This window comes from Sinorhizobium fredii USDA 205 (assembly GCF_001461695.1).
Lineage (GTDB): Bacteria > Pseudomonadota > Alphaproteobacteria > Rhizobiales > Rhizobiaceae > Sinorhizobium > Sinorhizobium fredii.
In genome coordinates this window covers 1-23,946 of sequence record NZ_AUTC01000192.1, presented here as the reverse complement: position 1 = coordinate 23,946, position 23,946 = coordinate 1, and the positions used below count along the sequence as shown (strand labels likewise).

19 protein-coding genes and 4 pseudogenes are annotated in these 23,946 nt (G+C 58.5%); 12 read left to right on the top strand and 11 right to left on the bottom strand.

Annotation, left to right across the window (positions count from 1 at the left end; translation table 11 throughout):
- Positions 1 to 302: 302 nt before the first annotated feature.
- Positions 303 to 550 (top strand): annotated as a pseudogene (locus N181_RS32580) (transposase); the annotation flags it as partial.
- Positions 522 to 815, top strand: a pseudogene (locus N181_RS32575) (LysR family transcriptional regulator); the annotation flags it as partial. The pseudogenes N181_RS32580 and N181_RS32575, both read left to right, overlap by 29 nt.
- A 731-nt stretch (positions 816 to 1,546) precedes the next feature.
- On the opposite strand, the gene N181_RS28030 reads toward N181_RS32575, so the two are convergent.
- Together N181_RS28030 and N181_RS28025 are read right to left on the bottom strand one after the other, a co-directional pair.
- The gene (locus N181_RS28030; protein WP_037435945.1) at positions 1,547 to 1,813 is read right to left on the bottom strand and encodes a hypothetical protein; all 267 of its coding nucleotides are present in this window, start codon (positions 1,811 to 1,813) and stop codon (positions 1,547 to 1,549) included.
- Positions 1,806 to 3,368: a S8 family peptidase gene (locus N181_RS28025; RefSeq protein WP_037435947.1), complete on the bottom strand. Its 1,563-nt coding sequence runs from the start codon at positions 3,366 to 3,368 to the stop codon at positions 1,806 to 1,808. The genes N181_RS28030 and N181_RS28025 overlap by 8 nt, the downstream gene beginning before the upstream one ends.
- Before the next feature lie 644 nt (positions 3,369 to 4,012).
- Here N181_RS28025 and N181_RS28020 point away from each other — a divergent pair.
- Positions 4,013 to 4,369, top strand: a complete 357-nt coding sequence (locus tag N181_RS28020; protein ID WP_037435948.1) for a hypothetical protein — start codon at positions 4,013 to 4,015, stop codon at positions 4,367 to 4,369.
- A gap of 349 nt (positions 4,370 to 4,718) precedes the next feature.
- Here the strand turns inward: N181_RS28020 and N181_RS28015 are convergent, their stop codons facing one another.
- The gene (locus N181_RS28015; protein WP_037435949.1) at positions 4,719 to 4,967 is read right to left on the bottom strand and encodes a hypothetical protein; all 249 of its coding nucleotides are present in this window, start codon (positions 4,965 to 4,967) and stop codon (positions 4,719 to 4,721) included.
- Positions 4,968 to 5,173: 206 nt separating this feature from the next.
- Positions 5,174 to 5,423: pseudogene (locus tag N181_RS28010) on the bottom strand (S8 family peptidase); the annotation flags it as partial.
- A gap of 409 nt (positions 5,424 to 5,832) precedes the next feature.
- On the opposite strand from N181_RS28010, the pseudogene N181_RS32570 reads away from it, so the two are divergent.
- The 4 genes and pseudogenes from N181_RS32570 (at position 5,833) to N181_RS27990 (ending at position 9,424) form a co-directional block, all read left to right on the top strand.
- Positions 5,833 to 6,432, top strand: a pseudogene (locus tag N181_RS32570) (transglutaminase-like cysteine peptidase).
- Positions 6,433 to 6,656: 224 nt separating this feature from the next.
- Positions 6,657 to 7,052, top strand: coding sequence for an RES domain-containing protein (locus tag N181_RS28000; RefSeq protein WP_050994773.1), 396 nt, complete (start codon positions 6,657 to 6,659; stop codon positions 7,050 to 7,052).
- A 262-nt stretch (positions 7,053 to 7,314) separates the two neighbouring features.
- Entirely contained in the window at positions 7,315 to 8,157 is an 843-nt protein-coding gene (gene kdsA / locus N181_RS27995) for a 3-deoxy-8-phosphooctulonate synthase (RefSeq protein WP_172901073.1), read from the top strand.
- A 490-nt stretch (positions 8,158 to 8,647) separates the two neighbouring features.
- Positions 8,648 to 9,424, top strand: a complete 777-nt coding sequence (locus N181_RS27990) for an ABC transporter permease (RefSeq protein WP_037435955.1) — start codon at positions 8,648 to 8,650, stop codon at positions 9,422 to 9,424.
- Positions 9,425 to 9,434: 10 nt separating this feature from the next.
- Here the strand turns inward: N181_RS27990 and N181_RS27985 are convergent, their stop codons facing one another.
- A complete protein-coding gene (locus N181_RS27985; RefSeq protein WP_037435957.1) occupies positions 9,435 to 10,466 on the bottom strand; it encodes a capsular polysaccharide export protein, LipB/KpsS family in 1,032 nt (343 codons plus the stop codon).
- 313 nt (positions 10,467 to 10,779) lie between these two features.
- Here N181_RS27985 and N181_RS27980 point away from each other — a divergent pair, with 313 nt between their 5' ends.
- Positions 10,780 to 12,531, top strand: a complete 1,752-nt coding sequence (locus N181_RS27980; RefSeq protein WP_037435959.1) for a glycosyltransferase — start codon at positions 10,780 to 10,782, stop codon at positions 12,529 to 12,531.
- 1 nt (position 12,532) lies between these two features.
- Entirely contained in the window at positions 12,533 to 14,065 is a 1,533-nt protein-coding gene (locus N181_RS27975; protein ID WP_037435961.1) for a capsular polysaccharide export protein, LipB/KpsS family, read from the top strand.
- Between the two features lie 62 nt (positions 14,066 to 14,127).
- Here N181_RS27975 and N181_RS27970 read toward each other — a convergent pair whose 3' ends face one another.
- Positions 14,128 to 14,973 (bottom strand): DUF1698 domain-containing protein, encoded by an 846-nt coding sequence (locus tag N181_RS27970; protein ID WP_037435964.1) that lies wholly within the window; start codon positions 14,971 to 14,973, stop codon positions 14,128 to 14,130.
- A gap of 225 nt (positions 14,974 to 15,198) precedes the next feature.
- Between N181_RS27970 and N181_RS27965 the strand changes: the two genes are divergently transcribed.
- The 3 genes from N181_RS27965 to N181_RS27955 all read left to right on the top strand — a co-directional run bounded on the left by N181_RS27965 (position 15,199) and on the right by N181_RS27955 (position 19,208).
- Complete coding sequence (locus tag N181_RS27965) at positions 15,199 to 16,647, top strand: phosphohexomutase domain-containing protein (protein ID WP_037435965.1); 1,449 nt, start codon at positions 15,199 to 15,201, stop codon at positions 16,645 to 16,647.
- Positions 16,644 to 18,071 carry a mannose-1-phosphate guanylyltransferase/mannose-6-phosphate isomerase gene (locus N181_RS27960; RefSeq protein WP_037435967.1) on the top strand — a complete coding sequence of 476 codons (1,428 nt, stop codon included), beginning with the start codon at positions 16,644 to 16,646 and terminating at the stop codon, positions 18,069 to 18,071. Before N181_RS27965 ends, N181_RS27960 begins: the two co-directional genes overlap by 4 nt.
- Before the next feature lie 129 nt (positions 18,072 to 18,200).
- The gene (locus N181_RS27955; protein ID WP_037435968.1) at positions 18,201 to 19,208 is read left to right on the top strand and encodes a KpsF/GutQ family sugar-phosphate isomerase; all 1,008 of its coding nucleotides are present in this window, start codon (positions 18,201 to 18,203) and stop codon (positions 19,206 to 19,208) included.
- A gap of 70 nt (positions 19,209 to 19,278) precedes the next feature.
- Here the strand turns inward: N181_RS27955 and N181_RS27950 are convergent, their stop codons facing one another.
- From N181_RS27950 to N181_RS27930, 5 genes are all read right to left on the bottom strand, one after another.
- Positions 19,279 to 20,616, bottom strand: a complete 1,338-nt coding sequence (locus tag N181_RS27950; protein WP_037435969.1) for a KpsE/RkpR family capsule polysaccharide export protein — start codon at positions 20,614 to 20,616, stop codon at positions 19,279 to 19,281.
- The gene (locus N181_RS27945; RefSeq protein WP_037435970.1) at positions 20,617 to 21,276 is read right to left on the bottom strand and encodes an ABC transporter ATP-binding protein; all 660 of its coding nucleotides are present in this window, start codon (positions 21,274 to 21,276) and stop codon (positions 20,617 to 20,619) included. It lies immediately after the preceding gene.
- A complete protein-coding gene (locus N181_RS27940; protein WP_037435971.1) occupies positions 21,273 to 22,043 on the bottom strand; it encodes an ABC transporter permease in 771 nt (256 codons plus the stop codon). The genes N181_RS27945 and N181_RS27940 overlap by 4 nt, the downstream gene beginning before the upstream one ends.
- Before the next feature lie 4 nt (positions 22,044 to 22,047).
- Positions 22,048 to 23,433, bottom strand: coding sequence for a capsular polysaccharide export protein, LipB/KpsS family (locus N181_RS27935; RefSeq protein WP_234892918.1), 1,386 nt, complete (start codon positions 23,431 to 23,433; stop codon positions 22,048 to 22,050).
- 22 nt (positions 23,434 to 23,455) lie between these two features.
- Positions 23,456 to 23,946: HEPN domain-containing protein (locus N181_RS27930; RefSeq protein ID WP_155621630.1), on the bottom strand; the 491-nt coding region annotated here is incomplete at its 5' end.

Genomic DNA, 23,946 nt, shown 5'->3' with positions numbered 1-23,946 from the left:
GTCGTCTTCCCGCCGAGCCCGGGGAGCTATGCGTCGGAAAGGATGGGGTGAGAGCCTTTTTTCGTTAGCTTGCGAGTACAGGCGATGGGGACGGCCATAGGGTACCATAGGGTGTCAGCGGTTGGGATGGGCTGCCCAGCCGGGGCCGAAGGGCAGCTTCCCATCACCCCATAGCGCCTCTTTTTCTTTCGCCTTGAAGAGACTTGGTAGTGTGTGGAAGGTTCTGCAAATTCTCTGAGAGGGGCGGTCATGGCAGGCTGGTGATGTCGAAGTCACCTGATTCCCTCACGAGGAACGCCACCATGACCAAGATTGATGGTAAGACCGCCAGCACCGCTGTCAAAGACATTCTGCTTGCGAACCCCGACGGGCTGCGCGAGGTGATCCGCGCCGTCATGTGAGGCAAGTTATCGAGGCCGAGATGGACGAGGCCTTGGGGGCGGTGAAAGGCGAGCGCACCCCGGAGCGGCTCGGCTACCGCTCCGGCTACTACGGCCGCACGCTGATCACGGGTCGGCAAGCTGGTCGCCCTCCTGACGGTCGCGGAGGTGCGGAGCTTCTCACGCGCGGCGGCGCGCATCCGGACGTCGCAGTCCGCGCTCAGTCACACCGTGCGACGGCTGGAGGAGAGGATGGGCGTTCGACTTCTCACGAGGACGACGCGCAATGTCGTTCCGACGGAGGCCGGAGAGCGGTTGATGGAGACGCTGCGTCCCGCCCTCAACGACATCCGGAGACGGATCGAATAGCTGAGCGCCATGCGCCAGAAGCCGGGAGGGACAATCCGCATCACATCCAGCCGGCGGGCCGCGGAAAACGGTGGATGAGCTCTTTCAGACGATGCGCATCAATCGTGCGTCCAGTCTCAACTCATTTATCGTCTAATTTAAAGTGTGCATGCGTCCAACTAAACAGGCAGATCGGATGACGCGCATAGGTTTATGATGTTCAAGTCGGCCTCTCCGTGGTCCTCGAAGAGTCGATGGCCATCTGCGGCGACGAGGCCCTCTTGGTGCAGCGTCCTCAATCGAACAGGTCGCAACGAGTGTTGAGTTAGAGCCTTTACTGGTTAAATTGAAGCATTCTGCCGGAGCAGGTTTTCGTCAGGGCAGAGGCGATCGCCTCTGAGCCTGGCGGCAAGATGCCCGGCCCTTCGGGTTGGCTGAAGCGGGCGGCCTGTTTGCTCGGCTGGCTTGGCCGTATGCTTGGGCTACGCCGCGCGTCAGCCGAGCAAACATTCCAACGGATGGGGTGAAACGAAAAGCCACCTGCTTTGACCAGACCCCGCTCGCCACCCGCGCGCGGGGTTTTCTTGATGTACCGCGGTGACGGGCAAATGATCAATGATCGGCTGCTCTCAGCCCAAACGCGTCCAGTATGCGTGCGCTGGCGCCTCGGCTAAGCCATGCCGGCCGGGTCTGTCGGGTTCTTGGTATTCTCTGGCTTTGGCGGCGCGACGGGCTTTTCCTGCCACGGTCCGGCCGAACCGGAATGCACCGGAGTTCTCTCCGGGTCTCGGCGGGGGCAGGGATAGCCGCGGCCTTCCTCATTGAAATGGCTTCGCGCCACTTCGTCGCGCCGGTATGTTTGCTTCTTCCACCTCCGGCATGCCTCGGATTGCCGACAGGCAGCCGGTCGCCTCGGAATGCCTCGTTAAACGAGCGAAATGAATCCGCCGCAACGCCTCGCTGCTGCTGTCGCGCTTGACCGGGGCTGCCAGCTCAACACCTGGAATTGCCTGAATCCTGATCAACAGGCGTTCTCGCTCCTCGACGCTAACGTCGGCGCGGATCGTAAACATGATGTCAGTCATTGTCTGAATTCCTGGTCGCTATGCTCCCGATCAGCTGCTCCAAGTTCAAACGACCATAGCCGAAATCGGGCGTAAAGTCTTGGCCGCTCATGGCGGCCACCTTGTCGGCGCTCGAAGCCAGAGCGGTTCGGATCACCGCGGGATCCCTCGCGCCGCCATTTGCAATATAGAGCGCCGCAGCCGCAGCGACGTGAGGGGACGCCATTGATGTTCCGGGCCATGCGTCATAACCCGTCTCGCGTATATCCGGCTTTCCCTGCCGCCAACGACCGTCCGGACCTCTTTCCGCCCGCCAACTCATTTGACCCGGATAGGTCGGCAGCGTTGACCAAATTGCCTCGCCCGGAGCCGCGATCGTTATGTGGTTGCCTCGGTTGGAAAAGGTCGTGATCCGGTCCTGCAGGTTTGTCGCGCCCACAGCGATGACGCCGGGTGTTGCTGCGGGGTAGGAGATTGGGCTGCCTTCGCGCCGCTCATTTCCCATCGCCGCAACGATGGTCGTTCCGTTCGCAAGCAATTCCTCGAATGCCGCACTCTCCGTCGGGTCGGGTGCGCCTGCGCCGCCGATCGACAGATTGATAATGTCGATACCCGTATCCGCGCAGTCGAGCAGTGCACGCAGATACATCACCGGGTCGACGAAATAGGCAAATTCCGCTGTCCCATCAGGATAAGTCAGAAGGTCAGGGCGGTCGTCGAATATCTTCCAGGCGTGGATCCTTGCTTGCGATATACCGTTGATCCCGAGATCGTTGTTGATGGTCGCCGCAATGGTGCCTGCCACATGGGTGCCGTGGCCGACGAGATCCTGAGCCGAGCTCGCTGCAGGAAGGTCCGGGTGCTGATAGATGTATCCGCCAATCTGGTCTTTGAGGTCGGGATGCTCGGCGTCAATACCGGTATCGAGCACCGCGACCTTGACCCTGCTCGCGTCATCGAAGCCGGTTAAACGGCGCGCTTCGTCCCATTTGATCTTACGGAGATTCCACATTGTATGAACAGGCGGCGGCGCCGCGGCAATTCGGCCGCGACCGGCCGGTGACGGTTTCTTCGACACCGAACCGGCGGATTTTCGCGGCGACCTTGCAACAAGGTAACGAAGCGGCACCCGGGACACGGATGCAACTGTCGGATCGCCGGCGAGAGCCAGCTGAAGCTGCCGCAAATCGACGTCATTGGCCAACTCGACCAGACTGGTGGCTCCGCCCGGTGTTCGTTCGTCGATGGCGGCGTTCATGTTCAGAGCGGGCGCCGACCAACCTTCGACGTCACTGTCCGGAACCCCAATCACCTCGGGGTTTGCGCCGGCGTTGCGGGTTGGCCGTACCAGCATCCGGCTGGCATAGTGGGGTGCCTCCCGCGACACAGGTGTAACGCGCTTCACCAGGCCGGCTCGCTCGTAGTAACACAAGGCCTGAAGCCCGCTGCTCAAGGGCGTGCGTGCGGCCGCAAAGGTGGCTTCGAAGCTTGGCTGACGCGGCTGCGGCTTCATGCGGACAAACAACATTGCTTCATGGTAGGTCGGGAGCCCGGCGTTCCTGAATAGCGGTCCCATCGGCGCAATCCTCCCAATGAGTGTCTCAGACAAATTTTTCTGCGATGTGGGTTTCCAGTTTTGCACCGTGCTCGGCGTCTGCCGCTATCTGATGCTTCCTACTTCGCAGTACCAGTTTCAGGTGCGAGCATTGAACTAGCTGCGCTTAGCCAGCACCCACTCACCAGTGGAACTGGATCGACGACCGCCCGTTCGCGGCATGGAATGCTGGGAAGTCGTTACTTTAGATAGCGTCGGTTAGTTTACGCAATTCAGGGTGGATTTCAACCGAGCTGCAAAACAGCTACTTCAGCGACCGGGGGCCCGAAAGCTTGTTGCCTTGGTTGGTGATGACAGAGTGGCGTACACTGACGGCAAGGCGGACCATTTGTGGCAGCTAATTCGGCGAGCGGACCAATGGGCTAAAGACGTCGGCTGGAAGGTGGGCCTGACCGACGCATAGTCCACTCGAATGGATCATTTGCTGATGTTGCCGTAGTGGCGACGAGCCGCTTGCCGCGGCCGCTTGGCCGCCTAGGTGACACCGCAACAGCGCGGTTTCGTGATCCGCATGGGTAGTCTATTTGCGCGTCTGAATGGGGCGTCCAAATCGAGGCGACTAGCCGCCCGCTGTGCTATCCTCGGCTCATTGAGCGAGGGGCAAGATGAATTTCCGACGTGGCCTCTTTCGATTGTGGCTGATCGTCTCTGCACTTTGGGTGCTGACACTGGTCGTCTACGTAGAAATTGAAGGACGGCGGCGAGACGTGCCAGATGGAGGCTCCATCTTCGTCAGGGGCTGGGTAGCGATCACAGATGGCTGGAAAGCCGAGAAAGAGGTAGCCGCCACGAGGGAAAAGGCGGCTGCATCTGGAAGCCCGAGCGTTGTCGTGCCAGACGAGATTGGGAGCCGACTTCGAACCGGCTGGAATGCCGAGAAAGCGGCTTTGCTTTTCGGCGGGATGCTGCTAGGCCCGCCACTTGTCCTGCTTGTGCTGGGGGTCTGGGTTATTCGTGGTTAGGGCGTTCTGCGAGCGCCAACAGGTCCTTTAAGTAGACTGTAGTCTGCCCCCCCCCCGGCGGAGCCAGATGTGGCGTCTAAAGCCGCGACAAAGAGCCGGATGTGCGATGAAAATCCGGATTTGCAGCGCACAAGCGCACAAGCACCATCAACTGCAGTTTTTCTTTGTAGGACAGAAAAACCCTGCCTTGTGTCGCGCTCCGCGTGGAGGTTTGTTCAGCCTAGGTGTTTTTTTCGGTTTCGTAGAAACCGCCGTGAAACCATCTGCCTTGGTACACACGGCATAGCTCGCTCCGCCCGGCGCAAAACTACGCTCTACTTACGGTGGAGGAGAAGCATGCAAGGGGCCGTTACGCGTCGTCCGGCGCGTCGTCCGCTTTAACAACATAGCGGCGTCTTGGGTCCTCCTCCTGAAGGGCCACCCATGCTTGGCGTAGCTGCTCCATTGCAGGCGTCCGCACACCGTTACCAGGCCAAAGAATGCGATATGCCATATGGACCATAGCTGTGGCAAAACGCTCGCGCCCAACGTTGTCGTCTAGCTCCTCCCATGCGTGTGCACTGCACATCCTGAGGATGTTGGTTTCTTCGGCCTGCATCGGTCAACTCCTTCCACTAATTTCTGGCTTAGCTCGAAATTGCCGCTCGGGCGGCATGTCCTCTAGCGTGCGGCATGAGCGATCTAAGGACAAGCACATTTGCGCGAACTGGCGTTCGCTAGAACGCCTCGCTGGGGCGATTGTGATACATTTCATTTCGTTTTCAGAAGTGCAAGAGTGAGATCCGTAGGCCTTAGCGCTCTAACCGCGTCACGGGTTGGTCGTACCAGCATCCGACTGGTGTAGTGGGGCGGCTTCCCGCGACACAGGTGTAACGCCCTTCACCAGGCCCGCTCGCTCGTAATACCACAAGGCCTGAAGGCCGCTGCTCAGCGGCGTGCGTGTGGCGGCAAACGTGGCTTCGAAGCTTGCCTCGCGCGGCTGGGGCCTCATGCGGACAAACAACAATGCTTCATGATAGGTCGATAGTTCGGCGTTCCTGAACAGCGGTCCCATCGGTCAAACCCTCCCGGCACCCCGGCATTTTTTCGACTTTCCGCGTTCTCCGCGTGCCGGACGGGCCTGCGGAGTTCTTACTTAAGATAGCGCCGATTGTTTGCGCAATGCAGGGTGGTTTTTAACAGGGCGCTGCAAGCCGGCACCCGGAAGCATTCCCAGCCCATTGTGGAGTGCTTAGAGCTCGAAGTTCTCCAGAGCCGCACGGATCGCGGACAGATCTGTCTTCGGCCGATTTGAAGCGAAGGGCGCGTATGCGCTTTAACATTGGGATTTCTCTTGCATAGTGTAATTTCGTTGTGTCTGCATGCGCCAGGTAAGTACAGCGTTCCCTCATCAAGCAACTAGTGACTTTGATCTAAGTACAAGTATCGTAGAGATATGTCTTTCCGACGCTGGAGGGTACTTCATGGAAAAATTCCTTGCGAAGGCCGCGCTTGTCGCGCTGATCTTGATCCCCGGTGTAGCCGATGCAGGTTCGGCCATGAAACTGGCAGGAGATGCTTTTGCTCCGCCTGCTTTTTATGTTTTCTGTTCACACGAAGCGTCGTTGTGCAGAACAGGCGGAGGAACGGAGAGGGTCGTCCTCGCCTCAGGCAGGCCAGTGAACTCAGCCGAGTCAATGTCGCGGTCAATACCCGCTTCAAGGAGCGTAGCGACCGTGGGAATGTCGGCAAGGACGACGACTGGCGCGTACCGGCCAGGTACGGAGATTGTGAGGACTTTACCATTGCCAAGAAGCGCGAACTGCTGAAGCGTGGCTGGCCGGCCTCTGCATTGCTGCTCACTGTTGCCCGTTCCCGCAGTGGCGGCCATACGGTCTTGACTGTACGGACCAGCAAAGGGGATCTGGTGCTCGACAATCAGACCAATGCGGTCAGAGACTGGTGGAGAACCCCCCTACGTCTATCTGGCACGCCAGTCGCAATCGGACAGCAGCCGCTGGGAACTGATTGAAGGGAGGGCTGGGTCGGGGTTCAAGCGGCGCTCAACTCTGCGGCGAACGTAAATGTTCGGGGGTCGCGGGCGTACAAGTAGCGGAGACAAGCAACATTGCTTCATGATAGGCTGGTAGCCCGGAGTTCCTGAACAACGGTCCCATCAGTCAAACCCTCCCACAGAGTGTTTTGAACTTAATTTCCTGCGATGCTGGGCGTTCAGGGTGTTTAGTCTAATATATAACGCAAGTCATACATCGGAGATACTATGCTGCAGAAAATGTGACGACAGCGCTTGCAATGGCCTTCCATCGGCTGCTTTTCTTCACCGAATCGCTGGAAACGCCGTTCCCATCCGACGCCGCCCACTACACCGCCTTCTCCGCGGCCCTGGAGGTCGAGCGCGCGCTGGCACGATCTCCCCGACTATTCCGCCTGTCAGGCGCTCGCCGACAGTGCGCGGGCGGCGGCAGTCGGCCTCATTCGCTACCAGTCGGTGCGCGATCCGGAAAAGGGCGCACATGTGGCGCTTTTGACGGCGCGTTGCTTCGCCCGGCCGCAGCCGCTTAAGCGCCAGATCTGGCGCATCCGCCTTTCCACCTCGGGCGTTCAGGCCCTGTGCGACTTCCCGAACCGTCGCATCGGTTTCGCCACGGAGGATTTTTCCGCCGATCCGCGTGTCGCGGTCTGATCTGGCGACGGTAGCGCATTTCGCCCAAGAGTTGGTCGATTGTGAACCGGGTCATGCAGGACAGGAAGCTGCGGCATTCAAGGGGATACGGGAACTGGCAGATCATGCAACGATATTCGGGCTTAGCTGATTCAGGACATTTTCGTGTCGCAGCGCGCGCCCTGCGGCGCTTGCAATCGACGATCAAAAATTGCAAAGCCATCGCCGAGTAACAAAATCTCGCTTCCGAAGAGCCGGGAGCATGTCCTGATCTCGGAGTGAAATAATGGAAACCAATGCAAGGGTCGTCGTCGGCGAGGGTGCCGGCCAGGTGGTGTTTTCGCAGAAGGAGCGGCTGACGCTGATCGCCGGCCCTTGCCAGATGGAGAGCCGCGAGCACGCCTTCATGATGGCCGGCAAGCTCGTCGAGCTCTGCAGGTCGCTCGGTCTCGGCCTTGTCTACAAATCCTCCTTCGACAAGGCGAACCGCACCTCGCTTTCCGGCAAGCGCGGCATTGGCCTTGAAAAGGCGATGGAGATCTTTGCCGATCTGAAGCGCGAATTCGGCTTTCCGGTGCTGACCGACATCCACACGGAAGAGCAGTGCGCCGAGGTTGCCGGGACCGTCGATATCCTGCAGATCCCGGCCTTCCTGTCGCGCCAGACGGACCTTCTCGTCGCCGCGGCGAAAACCGGGCGCGTCATCAACGTGAAGAAGGGCCAGTTTCTGGCGCCCTGGGACATGAAGAACGTGCTCGCCAAGTTCACGATCAGCGGCAACCCGAACGTCCTTCTTTGCGAGCGCGGCGCGTCCTTCGGCTACAACACGCTCGTCTCCGACATGCGCTCGCTGCCGATCATGGCGGCGCTCGGGGCACCCGTGGTCTTCGACGCCACCCATTCGGTGCAGCAGCCGGGCGGCCAGGGCGGCTCCTCGGGCGGACAGCGTGAGTTCGTCGAGACCCTGGCGCGAGCGGCCGTTGCCGTGGGGATCGCCGGCCTCTTCGTAGAGACGCATGAGGATCCGGACAACGCCCCCTCCGACGGCCAGAACATGGTGCCGCTCGAGGACATGCCGCGTCTCCTCGAAAAGCTGCTCGCCTTCGACGCGATCGCCAAGGCCTGAGGCCGGCTTCGTGAAGCATCGGTCCGCCATCAGGATCATTTACACGACGCGGCCCGCTAGCCCCTTAGGCAGCCTATTGTTGAGCGCAGTCGAAGATCATCCGGCGCTTCAAACGCGGCATTTGGGGCCACGCGATTTGTAACTCGGGTCTTGGAAGGAGGCACTCGCCAATGGAGCGAATTTCAATCGCCGCGCATTGGCCGCCCTTCTAATGCCACCACTAAAAATTGCGCGAAGTCTCCTCGGAAACGGCAATTTCGACTCTTTGGCCGGGGAGGCTCTCCGCCGGAGCGTTGCGGCAAGCTTTCGGATCAGCGCTTTGCACCGCGCCGGGTTTGCTTTGAATTGTTGCAGTGAGTGGCTGTAATGCATAACCACGCGGCTCGTCAAAAATTTGCCAGCAAGAGCGGATTGTGGAATATGCCCGGCGAAGGGCGGCGACGAACTCGCCGCCCGCAATCCGCATCACGGAAATCCGCACGAGGCCCCAGTGAAACTCATCGAACAGCACTTCAGAGTGACCGCGGCGCTCATGGTGCGGGAAATGTCGACGCGCTACGGCTCCAAGCCCGGCGGCTATCTCTGGGCCGTTTTCGACCCGGTCGCCCATGTTGCCATGATGACGCTGATCTTCCAGGTCGTCGCCCGAATGCCGGCCTTGGGCTTGAGCTTTCCGCTGTTCTTCGCGAGCGGCTATCTGCCTTTCACCTTCTACCAGCGCATGTCCTCTTTCATGGCCGGCACGATGAAGGCGAACAAGGCGCTGCTTTCCTATCCGGTCGTCTCGCCCTTCAATGCGATCGTGTCGCGCTTCATCCTGCAGTTGATGACCGATGCGCTGGTGAGCGTGCTGATCCTTTTCCTGATCATCGAGCTCGGCGGCGTCAGCCAGCCGATGGACTTCGCCGGCCTGGTCGAGGCCGCCGGTGCTGCCGCCGTACTGGGCTTGGGCATCGGCACGATCAACATCGCGATGTTTGCCCGCTTTCCACTCTATGAGCAGATCTTCGGCATCGTCAACCGCCCGCTCTTCATGATCTCCGGCGTCTTCTTCCTGCCGGAAAGCCTGCCGAACCCTTTCCGCGACTATCTTTTCTACAATCCGCTCGTGCACATCATCATGTGGTTCCGGAGTTCTATCTACCCTGAATATCGCGCCGACGGGCTAGACAAAGGCTACGTGCTCGAGTTCGCGTTGATCTTCTTCACGCTGGGGTTGCTCCTCCTGACGACCTCTATGCGGGAGATCCGGGAGGAACGGCTCTGAGGCGGGGGCCTCAGGCCGCCATCTGCTCAGCACGCATCCTGGCGAGCACATCGAGTGCTTGCTCGATCTCGATCGGCATCTTGGTGACGGGATCGAGATACTTCGCGTAGAGGATGTAGGCCGCGGCGAAGACCTCGTCGATCGACAGTGTCCGGCCGCGGCGCGGGTTTGGCTGGCGATCGTCCGTCAATCCCCAGCCGGAATAGAAGGGACAGCCAACCGTCGTCACCTTGATGCCGCGCAGTAGCGCCTCGAAACCCGAAAGCGATGTAATCGTATAGACGTGATCGACGGTTTCAAACGCATCGGCGAGGCTGATATCCTGCTCGAGGATCATCGCGATGTCGCGCACGAGCTCCGGGTTGGACTTCGCCTTGGCAGTGCCTTTCAGTACTTCCGGGTGCGGCTTGTAGATCACCTGCGCCTCCGGATTCTCTTGTCCGGCGAGCCGCACCAGATCGTTGTTCGTGACCTTGGTCGCACAGCCATAGGCGATCGACGCGTCGCGCTCCACCTGGCCTATGACGAGCACGCGCTTGCGCGTCTTCTCGCCGTAGACGGAGACGATATCGAGGGAATGGCCGGAATTGTATTTGCTGAGCCGGCTGGCGAGCAGTTGCTGCCGCGCGGCCCGTGCTCTGCTCATCAGCGCGTGATCGTTCTCGAAATCGTAGGTTCCGAGGATGTGCTCGAGATCGGTCGGCCCCTTGGCGTTGAAGTACATGTCCTGCGCATCGAATGCCAGCGAAAGCGGCGGCACCCGCAGGGCACCGAGCGCCACCGAACGGAGAAAGCCATCCTCGACATAGTGGAACGGGATGCCATGGCGGACACAGAACTCTTTAAGCTTCGGCGGTCCTTTGTATTGCCACGCCAGCACCCTGGTGCGTGGGTCGCGGAGAAGCTGTCGCTTCCAGTAGAGGTCGAATTCGAGGGGCCATTGCTTGATACGCACGAATCTCGGTTCATATTGCGGGAACCAGTCGCATATAAACGTTTTCCACTTGTTGAAGCCGAAGAGGAAGATCGGGGGGCTTTCCAAGCCCCGTGCGCGCCTGCTCTGACTGGCCCAACTCCAAGATAGACTCATGGTTTTCATTTGTGTGTCAGCATCTATCGCTGCAATCCTCGCTCACGTCTCTTGTGGCGGCTCTTCCTCACGCATAGCATTTGGAAGCGCGAATACCCCGCCTTTACGGCAGCCGGAACCAATATAGGCGGTCGGTCAACGAGTCAAAGTGATGGAGACATCGCTTTGGACACAAATTTGCTGCAAGCAGTGTAGTAAGGCTGATTCCACCTCCAATGACTCAGGTCGCGAACTGACATCGAAATAGTTTGGACCGGGATGCAGCATGATTTGTGCGGACATCGGGCTAGGCGCTTCGAGCCTGATCGTGTATGTGGCCAGTGGGGGGTATGGGCGGCTTTATCAGTTTGAAGAGCGGTTGAAAGTGGATACGATTACTGTCAGCGAGCAACTATTCCTCTATCGGTTCGGTTCAGCACAAATCCCTGCTGAACACCTGAGACGAAAAAAAGCGCCGATCTCGGTCGTTGTTGCGTCCGGCATATCTGATTCATCCCACGCAATTATTGGCGCAGCAAAGCACCTCGCTGCACATCGGGATGGCGATGTATATGTCTTGAGTACGCAATTGTTGAACGCAGACCTGGAAAGAATGGACGTACAGGTCTTGATGTCCCCGAGCATCGAAGCCACCCTCTATGTTCTTTCCTACGACGAAAGCAACGTACCTCTCCCACCAAGAACAATATCGTACCTATTTCAATTAAACCTGCGCAAAGTTTGCTCGCTCAACCGTAAGCATGAGATCTCTGCTTACAGGCGACCCGCGGCCGGGAGACGGCAAGTGCTCTTTGTTTCGGCAGGATCAATATATCCTTTGAGCCTCGGTTCGCATCAGCGGATGTTTAACAGCATCCAAGGTCTCATTGATGCAGGGTGTGATGTAACGGTGCTCTATCAGCAGCAGCGTCGCGAGAGGGAAATTGGGGCCGTGGCGGCACTGAGCCTTGTTGCCACCGAGACACGTGCTTTTAAGCCTCAATGGGGAAAATTGAAAGGGAAGACCGCACGACGGAGGAGGGTGTACGATATACTCGCAAAGTGGCTGAAGGTTTCTAATCCGAACAAGCTGACATTCGCCGAGAAATGCCAAAAAAGGTCGTCCTTTTGGCTTTATAAGGAGTTGAAGCAGCTAGGCGAGACGGGTGCGTTTGACGCAGTCTGGGTTAATTACGCATGGATGATGGGCAAGGTCGATGATGGAATTCGACGGCTATTTCATACTGTAATTTGCGACACCCATGATGTGCAGTTCTACAGAAATGACACAGCTCGGCCTCTTTTGGATAAAATCATACTGAACCAGAAATATGACAAGGATGACGAGATCAAACAGCTTAAGAAGGCTGATATCGTCCTGGCAATTTCCGACCGTGACGCAAAATTGCTGAAGGATACTCTTTCGGATAAACGTGTACTTACTTTGGTGCCTTCGTTTGATCAGCATCAGAAGCCCGTGAGGCCCAGAGACATTTATAAGCCTTTGACGTTCGGATTCATCGGAACTCGCATGGATGCCAATGTGCGGGCGCTAGAATACGTTATCCGACACTGGTGGCCAGAGCTTCACAAATATAGTCCCGAAAGCCGTCTTCTCGTCGCAGGCAGTATTTGTGAAGAGTCTTCAGTGCAGGCAGCATCCTGGTTGTACGACGAAATTGAATTACTGGGTTTTGTCGACGATCTCAGTGAATATTACAACAAAATCGACGCTTTGCTGTCGCCAGTATTGGTGCGTGGCGGCTTGAATTTTAAGAATGTCGAAGCAGCGATGGCCGGGAAGCACGTAATTACGAACAGCGACGGAGCTGAGGCTCTTGCTCCCGTGCCTGTTAAAGCGTTGACGAGCGCTCAGGATGTGATCAGCTTTCTTACCGAAATGGAAATGAATCCCCAGTTGGACTTGTATCTGCGTATGGAAGTTCAGCGCGCTGCTGCAAATCGCTTTTCGAATGCAGCCGAATTTGCATCGATCATCAGCGCAATAGCAACCAAGCGCGAAAGTATTCGAGCCTAACATGAAAGTACTGATTCAGTGCGGAGACTTGCTGGAGAACCAACACAGGATTCTTCCTTTAGCCGAATCCTTGAGGGCCGCGGGCGCAGACCCGATTATTTTGCATTACAAGCCCTCTGTGGGGGCCTTCTTCAAGGCCAGAGGTGTAAAAATTCTGCACCTCGATGCCTACCGGGCACGAATAAAGAAAGGGGAGGTTTCGAAGGCCGCTCTAGGTGATGCATTCTGGAATGACGAGGCCTATTCCATCTACGGCATCAAGCATGAGTTATTGCGCGCAGCCCCGGCGGACCGTCGCCGCGATTTGTACATGCTACGGCGGGACGGTCTGGCCTTGACGCGCCTCGTGGACGATCAGCAGATTGACTCGCTTATAGTCTGGAATGGCGTTACGGGCCACGTCGCCAACGCAATGAGAATTATTGGTAACCGCAGGAAGATTACGGGCGGGTACCTCGAGCGGGGCTATCTCCGCGACAGTGTCTTCTTTGATCGCGATGGAACAAACGGAGCGTCGTCGCTAGCATGCGGCACGGCAAACATATACGACTCAGCCGACGTATCGAGCTCCGTCAAGGCGCTCGGTGATTTTGTTAGCTCAACGCTGCTCAATTTTGCAGATACGCCGGCTTCTGGCCGGAAACAGATATTCGTGCCGCTGCAAGTGCAGCAGGACAGTAATATTCTGCTGTATTCACCGAGCATCAAGACGATGCGACAGCTTGTTTTGGATGCAATCAACTTAGCGCAGGCATTGGGGCAAGAATGGGATGTGATTGTCAGAGATCACCCGGAGGAAACCCAGTCTGGTCTCAACATCCCTTTTGGGGATCGAGTCTGGCGTGACAACTCGTCTACACTTGAGGAAAGAATAAGTTCCAGTCATATTGTCTTCACAGTGAACAGCACCGTGGGGCTGACGGCCGCCTTGGCCGGAAAGGTTGTAATTTGCAGCGGCGACGGGATTTATTGCGGAGAACCGTTCGTCATAAACAAAACCAATATGATGCGCGACCAGCTAGTGGATCGCGTCCGTTCGGCATTGCGAGATGGGCCAGATAGTGAAGAGTTGACGCGCTACATGTGCTTACTGCTGGATCGTCACCAGCTTTTCGATTCAGAACAGTTTCTCGGCGCAGGATATTCGACGCAGGCTCTCTCCCGGTTCGCCGGGCACAGTCCGTCGCCGAAAGCCGAAGCAAATCTGCTGAAGCGTATACAACAACAGGTGAGAGCGGCCCATGAGCGGTATCCAGAAGGGATTGCTGTAGATTTTCAGTTGAGTCGCACCGATACCTTGTCGCTCACATATCGCAAGAGTGCGGAACGCGTTACGGCGAATTGGGTGATGCAGGCCCTGGAGAAAAACTTTCCGGGAATAGCCTTTCGCCGGTCGTTGCCGGACGAACCCGTCAACCCTGCCTCGTCAGTTTGTGTCTGCTCTGCGAACATCGCGACATTCGGCAAGCTGCACAACGGCTACGCAGCCGTACTAGACCAATACGGAGAGCCACATCTCCGTTTTTACGATTGAACTCCGCAAGCCGGAGATTTGGCTGCGGCGGCACCAACAAGCCGGAGCCGCCGCTTCTGTCCTCAAAATCGCCAAAGCCTGCCGGTTCGGATCCTACTCTCCGTCTCACGCCGAACTTCTGAAAAGTATGCGTCGTCCAGGAGTTGGAAATTGTCTTTGTTCACTTCGAAAATCGGAGTGTCGACGAAGCCGATAAAGCGCTGTCGGGACTGAATCCTAGGCTTCTTTTCAGCATAAATCGTAGAGAACCCTGCGTCTCGCATCCACGAAGCAACGCAAGACTCACTCGGACCAGACCAGTTACTGTCTGCTTTATCGAGCACATCGTCGCGATAGAAGAGCGAAGATGGCACCAGGGGATCGTAATTACAAATGTGGGTCTCGACGCAAATAGCCCCGCGGCACACGGCCCTTAGCTTGTCAAAGGCGAGCAGGGGGTGTCTCAGATGGTAAAGTACTCCATAAAAGAAGATGACGTCGAAAGGCCCATCTGTTTTTGGAGAGAGTTCGTAAACAGTTGTCTTGCGACGCTGAACGCCGCTATTGAAAAATTCTTTCAGTTTTGGAAAAACACGGTTCTTTATTTCACCGTGTCCCGAGAAGCTTTTCGGAGGACCGGACCATCCCCAATCCTGAAGTGCCGGATCCTCGACGTCGATAGCAAGTACAGGCGACGCGCCGGCTTTCTCTGCGTTAAATGCAGTAACGCCATCAAGGGCGCCGACATCTAAAACACTACGTCCTTTGAGTTCGCTAGTCTTGAGACCGATATAAGAGAACTCATGATTGCGATCCACCCGGCCGGGTGTGCGAATGCGGTCGTTCAGCTGTACGATGTGATAATGCGGCAGTTCCTGCCGTAGAAAGGCACGGCAATCGTCGTCTGAACGGTCGTATCTCAATGACAAATTATTACCCTCCTCGCTGGATGATGCGCTACCTGCGCATTCGAAAGTCAACCTATGGAAGGTACAGGATGCACGCAAGGTCTTCATTCCGCGGAAGGCCGGGTGAAGAAACAGAGAGGCAACTCCGCGTTTGGATCACTAAGGATTATGGGATTAGGTACGATTGCGCCCGAAAGGATCGCGATGTATGAGACCAACCATCTTGGGATAAACAGTCGAAACCTTATGAAGTTTGGAACCAGCGGCCTGCGCGGCTTATCTATTGACTTAGAAGGGGCCGGGGCTGCAGTCTACGCGGATGCTTTCGGCCGATACCTGATCGAGAGCGGCAGGGCGAAATCGGGCGATTCCGTTCTGATTGGCCGCGATTTTCGTCAATCCAGCCCCGCGATCACCGCAATCTGCGTCGGCGCCCTCAGCGACCTAGGCTTCGGCATCGGCGATTGTGGCGCCGTGCCGACCCCGGCTTTGGCGCTCTACGGAGTCAAGAATAACTTGGCCAGCCTGATGGTCACCGGTTCGCATATTCCGGCGGACCGCAATGGGATCAAGTTCTATAGGCCGGATGGCGAGATCGATAAGGCGGACGAGGCCGCGATCACGCGAGTTGCAGCGGACCGGGGTCCGGCGCCCGTCGATAGGCGCGCTGCGGTCGAGGATCACGCGGATAGGTGTATCGATCTCTTCCTCCGCCGGAACATAAGGTTGCTCGCCGGCGGCGCGCTGGCAGGGTTGAAGATCGGTGTATACCAGCACAGCACGGTTGCTCGCGATCTGATCGTCGAGGTTCTTTCCCATTACGGGGCGGAGGTCGTGCCCCTCGGCCGATCGCAAGCGTTCATACCGGTCGATACAGAAGCGATCTCCAGCGAGACGACTGCGCTCTTGGCAGAGTGGGCGAGCTTCCATAATTTGGACGCTATCGTCTCTGCCGATGGCGACGGCGACCGGCCGCTCGTCGCCGACGAGAGAGGCGTTCCGTTGCGGGGCGACCTTCTCGGCTTGATGGCCGCCGAGTTCCTGCGGGCGGACGCCGTGGTCACGCCGGTCACATCCAATTCCGGCATCGAGTCGCTAGGCCTCTCGGTCACCCGAACCAGGGTCGGTTCGCCCTACGTCATCGCGGGCATGCAGGAAGCTCTCTCGGCGGGTAAGGAGCGCGTCGTAGGCTTCGAGGCCAATGGCGGCTTGTTGATGGCGGGCGTCTGCAGCTCGAATGGACATGCGATTGACGCCTTGCCGACGCGCGATTGCATGCTGCCGATTTTGGTCGCGCTCTCGCAGATCGCCTCCCTGAAAATGCCGCTCTCTCACATCGCTCGCTCGTACGACCTGCCGTTCGCCGCTTCCGGTAGGCTGGAGCATTTCCCGAGCGAAAGAAGCGTAGAACTGCTCCATCATTTGCGCGCTTCGGACGCCAACCTTGAGCGCTTCCTGCAGGGAATGGGCAAGGTCTCATCGAGAAGTGACATCGATGGTCTTCGCGTGGCATTGACGGATCGACGCGTCATTCACTTCCGTCGTTCTGGAAACGCGCCGGAAATACGCTGCTATGTCGAGGCCGCGACTGAAACGGCCGCAGCAGAGTTGCTCGAAGCCGGCCTCGACCAGTTGCGGCTTTGGGCGAACGCCGATGGAGAGCGAGGCGACGGACTACGAGGGCATGGACTTTGACGAGCAAGATTGTTCCGATAATCATGGCAGGTGGCCGAGGCACACGGCTCTGGCCGCTTTCCCGTGCCGCAGCGCCGAAACAGTTCATTCGTTTCCTCGGCAACCGAACGCTGTTTCAAGACACGCTGTCAAGGGTCTCCGATCCCACGGTTTACGAGCCTGCGATCGTCGTCACGAATGAAGAATTCCGCTTCCTGGTGGCGGAACAGGCCCGCGAGCTCGATAGTGATCTCACCAGCATCGTGCTCGAACCGATAGCGCGTAACACGGCCGCGGCAATCGCTGCTGCGGCTGTCGTCGCTGCGAAGATATTTGGCGAGGAGGCCATTGTCCAAGTCCACGCTTCTGATCACGAGATTGGCGTTGACGAGGCCTACCATAGTGCAAACCTGACCGCTCGCGCCGCGGCGGAAGATGGCAAGGTTGTCACCTTCGGAATTACGCCGACCGAACCCGCAACGGGTTATGGATATATCGAGGTCGGTGAGATCCTTCCAAGTGGCGCCCACGCGGTGAAGCGCTTCGTCGAGAAGCCCGCTGCGGCGGTTGCCGTCGAGATGCTTGCCGCTGGCGGCTACTGCTGGAATTCCGGCATGTTCATGTTTGCCGTTCCGGTGCTGCTTGCGGAGTTGGAAGCCTACGCCTCGGAGGTGCTGGAAGCTGCGACCTCAGCGGTGACTGCTGCGGTGAGAGATCTCGATTTCCTGCGTCTCGACCGTCAGGCCTTTGAGAAGAGCCCCAACATCTCCATCGACTACGCCATCATGGAGAAAACGTCGAAGGTCGCTGTGGTTCCCTCGGCCTTCAGATGGTCCGACCTCGGTAGCTGGGATTCTGTGTGGAAGTCCGGCTCGCAGGATGAGAAAGAAAACGTCGCTTCAGCCAACACGACCCTATTGGGGACAAGGAGCTCCTTGGTGATGTCTCATGGCCCACACCTCGTCGTAAGCGGCCTTGAGAACGTCATCGTCATAGCCAGCGAAGATGCAGTGTATGTCGGCCGAATGGAAGACAGCCAAGCGGTCGGTCAGGTGGTCAAACATCTTGAATCCGCGCCGGCGACCTCGAGTCTTACCGAGATCCATCCCACATGTTACCGCCCCTGGGGCGGATACACTTCTGTCTTGGTAGGGGATCGATTCCAGGTGAAGCGCATTTTCGTTTCGCCTGGAAAGAAACTGTCGCTCCAAAAACATCATCATCGCTCGGAGCACTGGATCGTCGTCAAAGGGACCGCAGAGGTCACGGTCGGCGAGACCGTAGAGATTCTCCGGGAGAACGAATCCATCTACATCCCGCTTGGCGAAGTTCACCGGCTCGCCAATCCGGGAAAGATCATGCTTGAGCTGATAGAAATCCAGACTGGCTCATATCTTGGTGAGGACGACATCGTCCGCATCGCCGATGAGTTCGGACGAAGCTGAACTGAAATCTGTGGCGCGGATAGAAGTGTCGCCAGGTGTTGTCTGCGATCGGGACCGCGGGGGATTTGATGCGCAGAGCGACTAATTGAGGCAAAGACCGTTCGATACGAATAGAGAGGGAAAGAATACATGGCTGTGAAGAGCGTGAGACCTGTGGATTTGACCTCGTCAACCTTCGACTCAATCAGGTTAACCCTGGCGACGGCGACCAACGGCATCAAGGCGCTCGCCGACTATGCAGCAACCGATGAAGCCTTTGCGCAGAGCCTGGTCGACGCTGTCGAGCTTATCGGCGAGGGTCGCGGCCGCGTCGTCGTTTCTGGCGTCGGCAAGAGCGGTCATATCGGTCGCAAGATCGCCGCCACAATGGCCTCCACCGGCACCTCTGCCTATTTCGTCCATCCGACCGAAGCCAGCCACGGCGATCTCGGCATGATCACCTCGGAAGACGTCCTGATCCTGCTCTCCTGGTCGGGCGAAACGGCGGAACTCGCCAACATGCTCACCTATGCCAAGCGCTTCAAGGTGCCGATCGTCTCGATCTCATCCAATCGCGCCAGCATCCTCGCGCGCAATTCCAACGTTGCTCTGGTGCTGCCGAAGGTGCCGGAAGCCTGCCCGCACGGGCTGGCGCCGACGACCTCGGCCATGCTGCAGCTTGTTGTAGGCGATGCCTTGGCGATCGCGCTTCTGGAGCGGCGCGGCTTCTCCGCCGAGGATTTCAAGACCTTCCATCCGGGCGGCAAGCTGGGTGCCCAATTGCGCCTGATCGATGAACTGGCGCATGTGGCGAAACAGGTGCCGCTGCTTGCCGTTGGCCGACCGATGAGCGAGGCCGTTATCGAAATGTCATCAAAGGGCTTCGGCGTCGTCGGCATCATTGATGAACGCGGCGCCTTGGTTGGCGTGATTACCGACGGCGACCTGCGCCGTCACATGGCCGGCGACCTGCTGAGTCAGCAGGTCGAAGAGGTGATGTCCCATAGTCCGCGCGTGGTGAAAGGCGACGTGCTCGCCAGCGCCGCCATGGAATTCATGCAGGAGCACAAGGTGACCGTGCTCTTCCTCGTCAACGAGGCGCGAGTGCCGGTTGGCATCGTGCACATTCACGACCTCCTGCGCGCAGGCGTCGCCTGAGCACAAAAGTGGACCGGCGACGGAGGCAGTCGCTGCTTGAGGTAAAGTGACGGGTACGATTAGTGTTAGGCTAAGCGCGATCCCGAATATTGTAATAGCTCATGACGCCAATCCCCCAAGCAAACAGCAGCCCGAGGATCACGAGCAGCGAATTAAGCAAGCGCGCCGGATATTGCGCCATCTCCGACAGCGTCGGCTCGATGAAGAGCGCGAGATAACGCTGCCGATTGTTGGCCTCGATCCGGGCCTTTTCCAGTGAGCTCAGCGCTGCTGTATAGGCCCGCTCCGCAAATTCGCGCTCGGTCTCCAATTCCTCGAATTGTGCGATGCGGCCGGCGACGTCGGGGGCGTTGGGGTCTTCCGCGGCAGTCTTTTCGCCCGTGCCGAGCCGCTGGCGTTCGACGGCAAGCTGTTGTTCGAGGCTTTCGATGCGCGTCTTCAGCACGCGGATGCGCGGCGTATCCTCGCCCATTTGGCTTTTTGCAGTCGCAAGATCGGCGTTAAGTTGTGTCAGCTGCTGCTCGAGCGAGCCGATGAGTTGGACGGCGAGCTTCGCCCCCTCCTCAGGGCTGATTTCCTGCGATTTGTCGCGATAGACCCGCAGACCCGCGCGTGCTTTTGACAGCCGCGCCTCGCCCGACAGCACCTCGTCCTGCGCGGCGCGCAGCACGTCGTTCCTCGCCGAAAGCGAAAGGCTGTTCACCAGGTTGTCGCTCTGGTCGACGATGAATTGGGCGATCTGCCGCGCCTGCTTCGGCTCGAAGGCCTTGACGGTCACCTGCATGATGCCGGAGGCGTGGTCGAAGTTGACGTTCACCATGTCTCGCCAATAATAGAGCTTGTCTTCGATCGGCAGGTCGGAGCCGATGCCGTAGAAATAATCGAGTCCGCGGGTCGAGTAGACATCCTCCAGCTTGAACTTGCGATCGGCATCCGCAGCCATTCGCTCGCTGAGGATGTAGTCCATGAGGATGTAGCTGTCCGAAACAGTGCTGCCACCGGAGGCCTGGGTAAACATGCCGAGGATATCGCTCGACATCCCGCCCTCGATGCTGCGTACGGCAAAGGAAGTCGTGCTGTGATACTGGTCGGCGGCGATGAAGGCCATGTAGAGAGAGGCGAGCGTCGCCGGCACTGCGACGAGCCCGAGGAAGGAGGCGCCGACGATGGCGTGGCGCCAGCGGAGTTTCTTCAACCACGATTTCTTGCCGGCCTTCTTGGCGGGTTCCAGCTTGTTGCGCCCCGGGAGCGGAATGACGGGTGCGCTCTCTTTGCCGAGCAGGCCTTCGAGCACGGCGAGGCCCTTGCTCTTGGCATCGCCCTTGGCGGCTGGGGAGGCGGTGGCTGGCTTATCGGCGGCCTGGGGGGGGGCCGGCTTACTTGCTGCCGCGTCTTTGCTTGCCGCCATTTAGTTTTCCTTCATGTTTATGTCGTGCGCGCGGATCGCGTCCTCGACATCGTCATAATAGGTCAGCTTGCCTTTTTCCAGCACGACTCCGCAATCGCAATAGGTGCGGATTGTACCGGTGCTGTGCGAAACCATGATCAAATCGGAATCCTGAAGCTTGGTCTCGAAGACAGCCTGACACTTTTTCTTAAAATTTGCGTCACCAACGGCGGTGATTTCGTCGACGAGATAATAATCGAAGTTGACGCCCATGCTCAAGCCGAAGGCAAGCCGCGCCTTCATGCCGGAGGAATAGGTGCCGACCGGCGCCTTGTAGAAGGGGCCGAGCTCGGCGAAATCCTCGACATAGGCGATCAGTTCTTCGGTATCGACGCCGTAGATGCGGGCGACGAAGCGCACGTTCTGTTCGCCGGTCAGCGAGGTCTGAAAGCTCCCCTGGAAGCCGAGCGGCCAGGAGATCTTGCCGCGGCGGACGATTCGCCCCTTGTCGAGCCTGATCGCGCCGGCGATCAGTCTGAGCAGCGTCGACTTGCCAGCGCCGTTGCGGCCGAGCAGCCCGACGCTCTTCCCGCGATTGAGCGTCAGCGATGCATCCTCGATGATCGGTTTCTTGATGCCCTTGGTGCGGGCGTATTTCGTCGCCTGCTCGAACCGGATCATTCGTTTCTCAGCGTTTTTCGGGAGAGGGTGAAGACCAGCATTCCGGCAAACAGTGTCAGAAATGCGATTCCGTATAGGTAATTCATGTCGAGGCCGATGGCGCGGTATTCCGGATAAAAGCCCTTTCTGAAACCCATAACGATGTGGACGAGCGGATTGATGAGCACAAGATCGTGGTAGGGCGCCGGGATCGAATCTGGCAGGAAGAACACGCCTGAGATCAGGAAGAGCGGCCGGTTGACGATACCGAAGACCTGCTCATAGAGCGGGTATTTTAGAAACAGCACGCAGTTGATCATCGCGATGCCGAGACCAAACAGGCAGGCCATGGCCACGGCTTCCAGAATTGTTGGCCAGTGAAGGCTTGTATCGACCCTCATGGTTGCGACGATCGTGCCGAGCACGATGAAAGCCACCAGCGTGGTTGTGCCGACCTGGAGAACGAAGCGGGCCACGACCGTGTCGATCGGCGCGACATTGGGATAGCTCAACAACGCTCTGTTGGCGCGCACCGCGCTGTTCAGATAGCTGGTCATCGCCTGATAGAACTGGAAGGCAATATAGCCGGTGGCGAAGAACAGCGCAAAACTGGTGCCGAGTGCCGGAGCTCGGGCGATCGCCCGGAAGATCATCGTCATCAGCAGGATATGGGCGGCCGGATCGAGCAGCGCCCAGACATAGCCGCCGGGCTTCGAGCCGAAGCGCGTCGCCATTTCGCGGACGAGAAGGGCGCCGACGACGCGGATATGGGTGGAGAGATAGCTCACATCGTCACTCGAACGGATAGAGTATGCGGCCGATTAGCCGCAGCCGCTGGTCGGAGAGGCCGCGGAAGAAGCCGATCGGGTCGGCCCGGAAATCTTCGACATCGCGGTCGTTGCCGGCGCGGCGGATGGCCGGCGCTATGATCGCCGTCAGCAGATGGCGCCAGCCGAGAACGCCGTAGGGACCCAACGGTCGCCAGGCCGGACGCGAAGGGAGTCTGGCATCGGGCTCTTGGAGTTGCCGCTTTATCGCGGCGACGGTCGCTTCGAATGAGGTTTGTTCTCCAGTGACGGGGTCAAAGTAGCGAGGATAGATGAGATAGGCGCCGGCGAAAAGGGCCTCTAAGCTGAGCTGCCTGCCGCGGCGCGTGTTCGGCTGCCGGTCATCCGTCAGGCCCCAGCCGGCATAGAAGGGCGAACCTGCCGTCGTCACTTTGATGCCGCGCAACAACGCCTCGAATCCTGCCAGTGAGGTGATCGTATAGACATGGTCGACCGTGCTCAGCGCCTCGGCGAGCGGCAAGCTCTCGGTGATCACCGCACAGAGATGCGCAACTTCGGCCGGATCGGACCGCGCTGAGCGGACACGGCTCAACACATCTGGGTGCGGCTTATAGAGAATCTGGGCCTCCGGCTGTTCTGCCGCGGCAAGCCGCACGAGGTCGTTGTTGGTCATCGGGACTGGGCAGCCGTATCGGATCGAGGCATCGTCCTCGACCTGGCCGACGACCAGCACGCGCTTGCGCGTCTTTGCACCGTAGACCTCTTCTGCCGTCCGTTTGGGCGCGCCATTGTATTTGCTGATGCCGCTGTCCAGGAGAAGTGCGATTCCCGCTCGAGCGCGCGCCATCAGCGCCGCGTCCGCCTCGAAGTCATAGGTCGAAAGCAGCACTTCGAGATCGGATGGCTGGCGGCAATCGAAATACGGCGTCCTGCTATCGAGTGCCAGCGACAGCGGCGGCGTGCGGCTGGCGCTCGGGCGCACAGAGCGAAGGAAGCCGTCCTCGACGAACCAGACAGGAATGTTTCGCACTGTCGCGATTTCGGCCAGCGCCGGCGGCAAGGCGGGGCCCCACACGAAGAGTTCGCATGGTCCATCGGCGAGAATGCGCGGCTTCCAGGTCCTCTCCACATCCCGCCTGCTCAGCTTTTTCGGCAGGAAATGAAAGCGTCGTTCAGGAAACGAGCGCTCCAGAAAGGCCCTCTTCCACTCAGTAATGTGAAAGGTAAATGTCGAAATCTGCCCTGCCGTTCCGACGCGAACGGCGCTGTCCGACTTTCTCTTGGCTTCTACCGAATTCGAGTTCATCTCTTGCACAAGCTGCGGGAGTATGAGGATCACGCTGGATGTACATGTTTCGCCACTTATCGGCCAGCCCCTAGCGGCATCCAAGTGCTGCGCCTCACCCCCATTTTCATCTGCCGTCGCGCGACGCCCGATCCAACTCAGCCAATCGCTTCTTGCAAATCAGCATGACAATTCGGTGCAGGTGCTCTGTCCGCTCGAGCAGCCAAGCAAGTGCTTCGTCCGTGATCTCGAAGTGCTTCGAGTAGCGCGCCTTCACATAGGCTTCGTTGAGGATGTTGTACCAAGCGGTAAAGCGATGCTGGTCGCGCGGCCATGCGTCAACGAGCCGTCGATCATGATCTTCGGCGAGCCCTCGAAGGAACTTCAAATTATGCGAAGGAGGGCTGTAGTTGGTGAGCGTGAGCAGAGCACAGGAATAGGCAGACTCCACAGCTTGGTGAAGCAAAAAGGTCGCCCGGTTCTGCCATCCATTCTCCGTGGCGTAAGTGGCAAGCTGCCGAAATTCCGTAGCACTCCCAATCTGTCTCTCAAAATGCTCGCTTGCCACTCGAAGCGCATCGGCAGCGGAGAGCCGTTTCGGCTCCGCCAGCGGCCGGT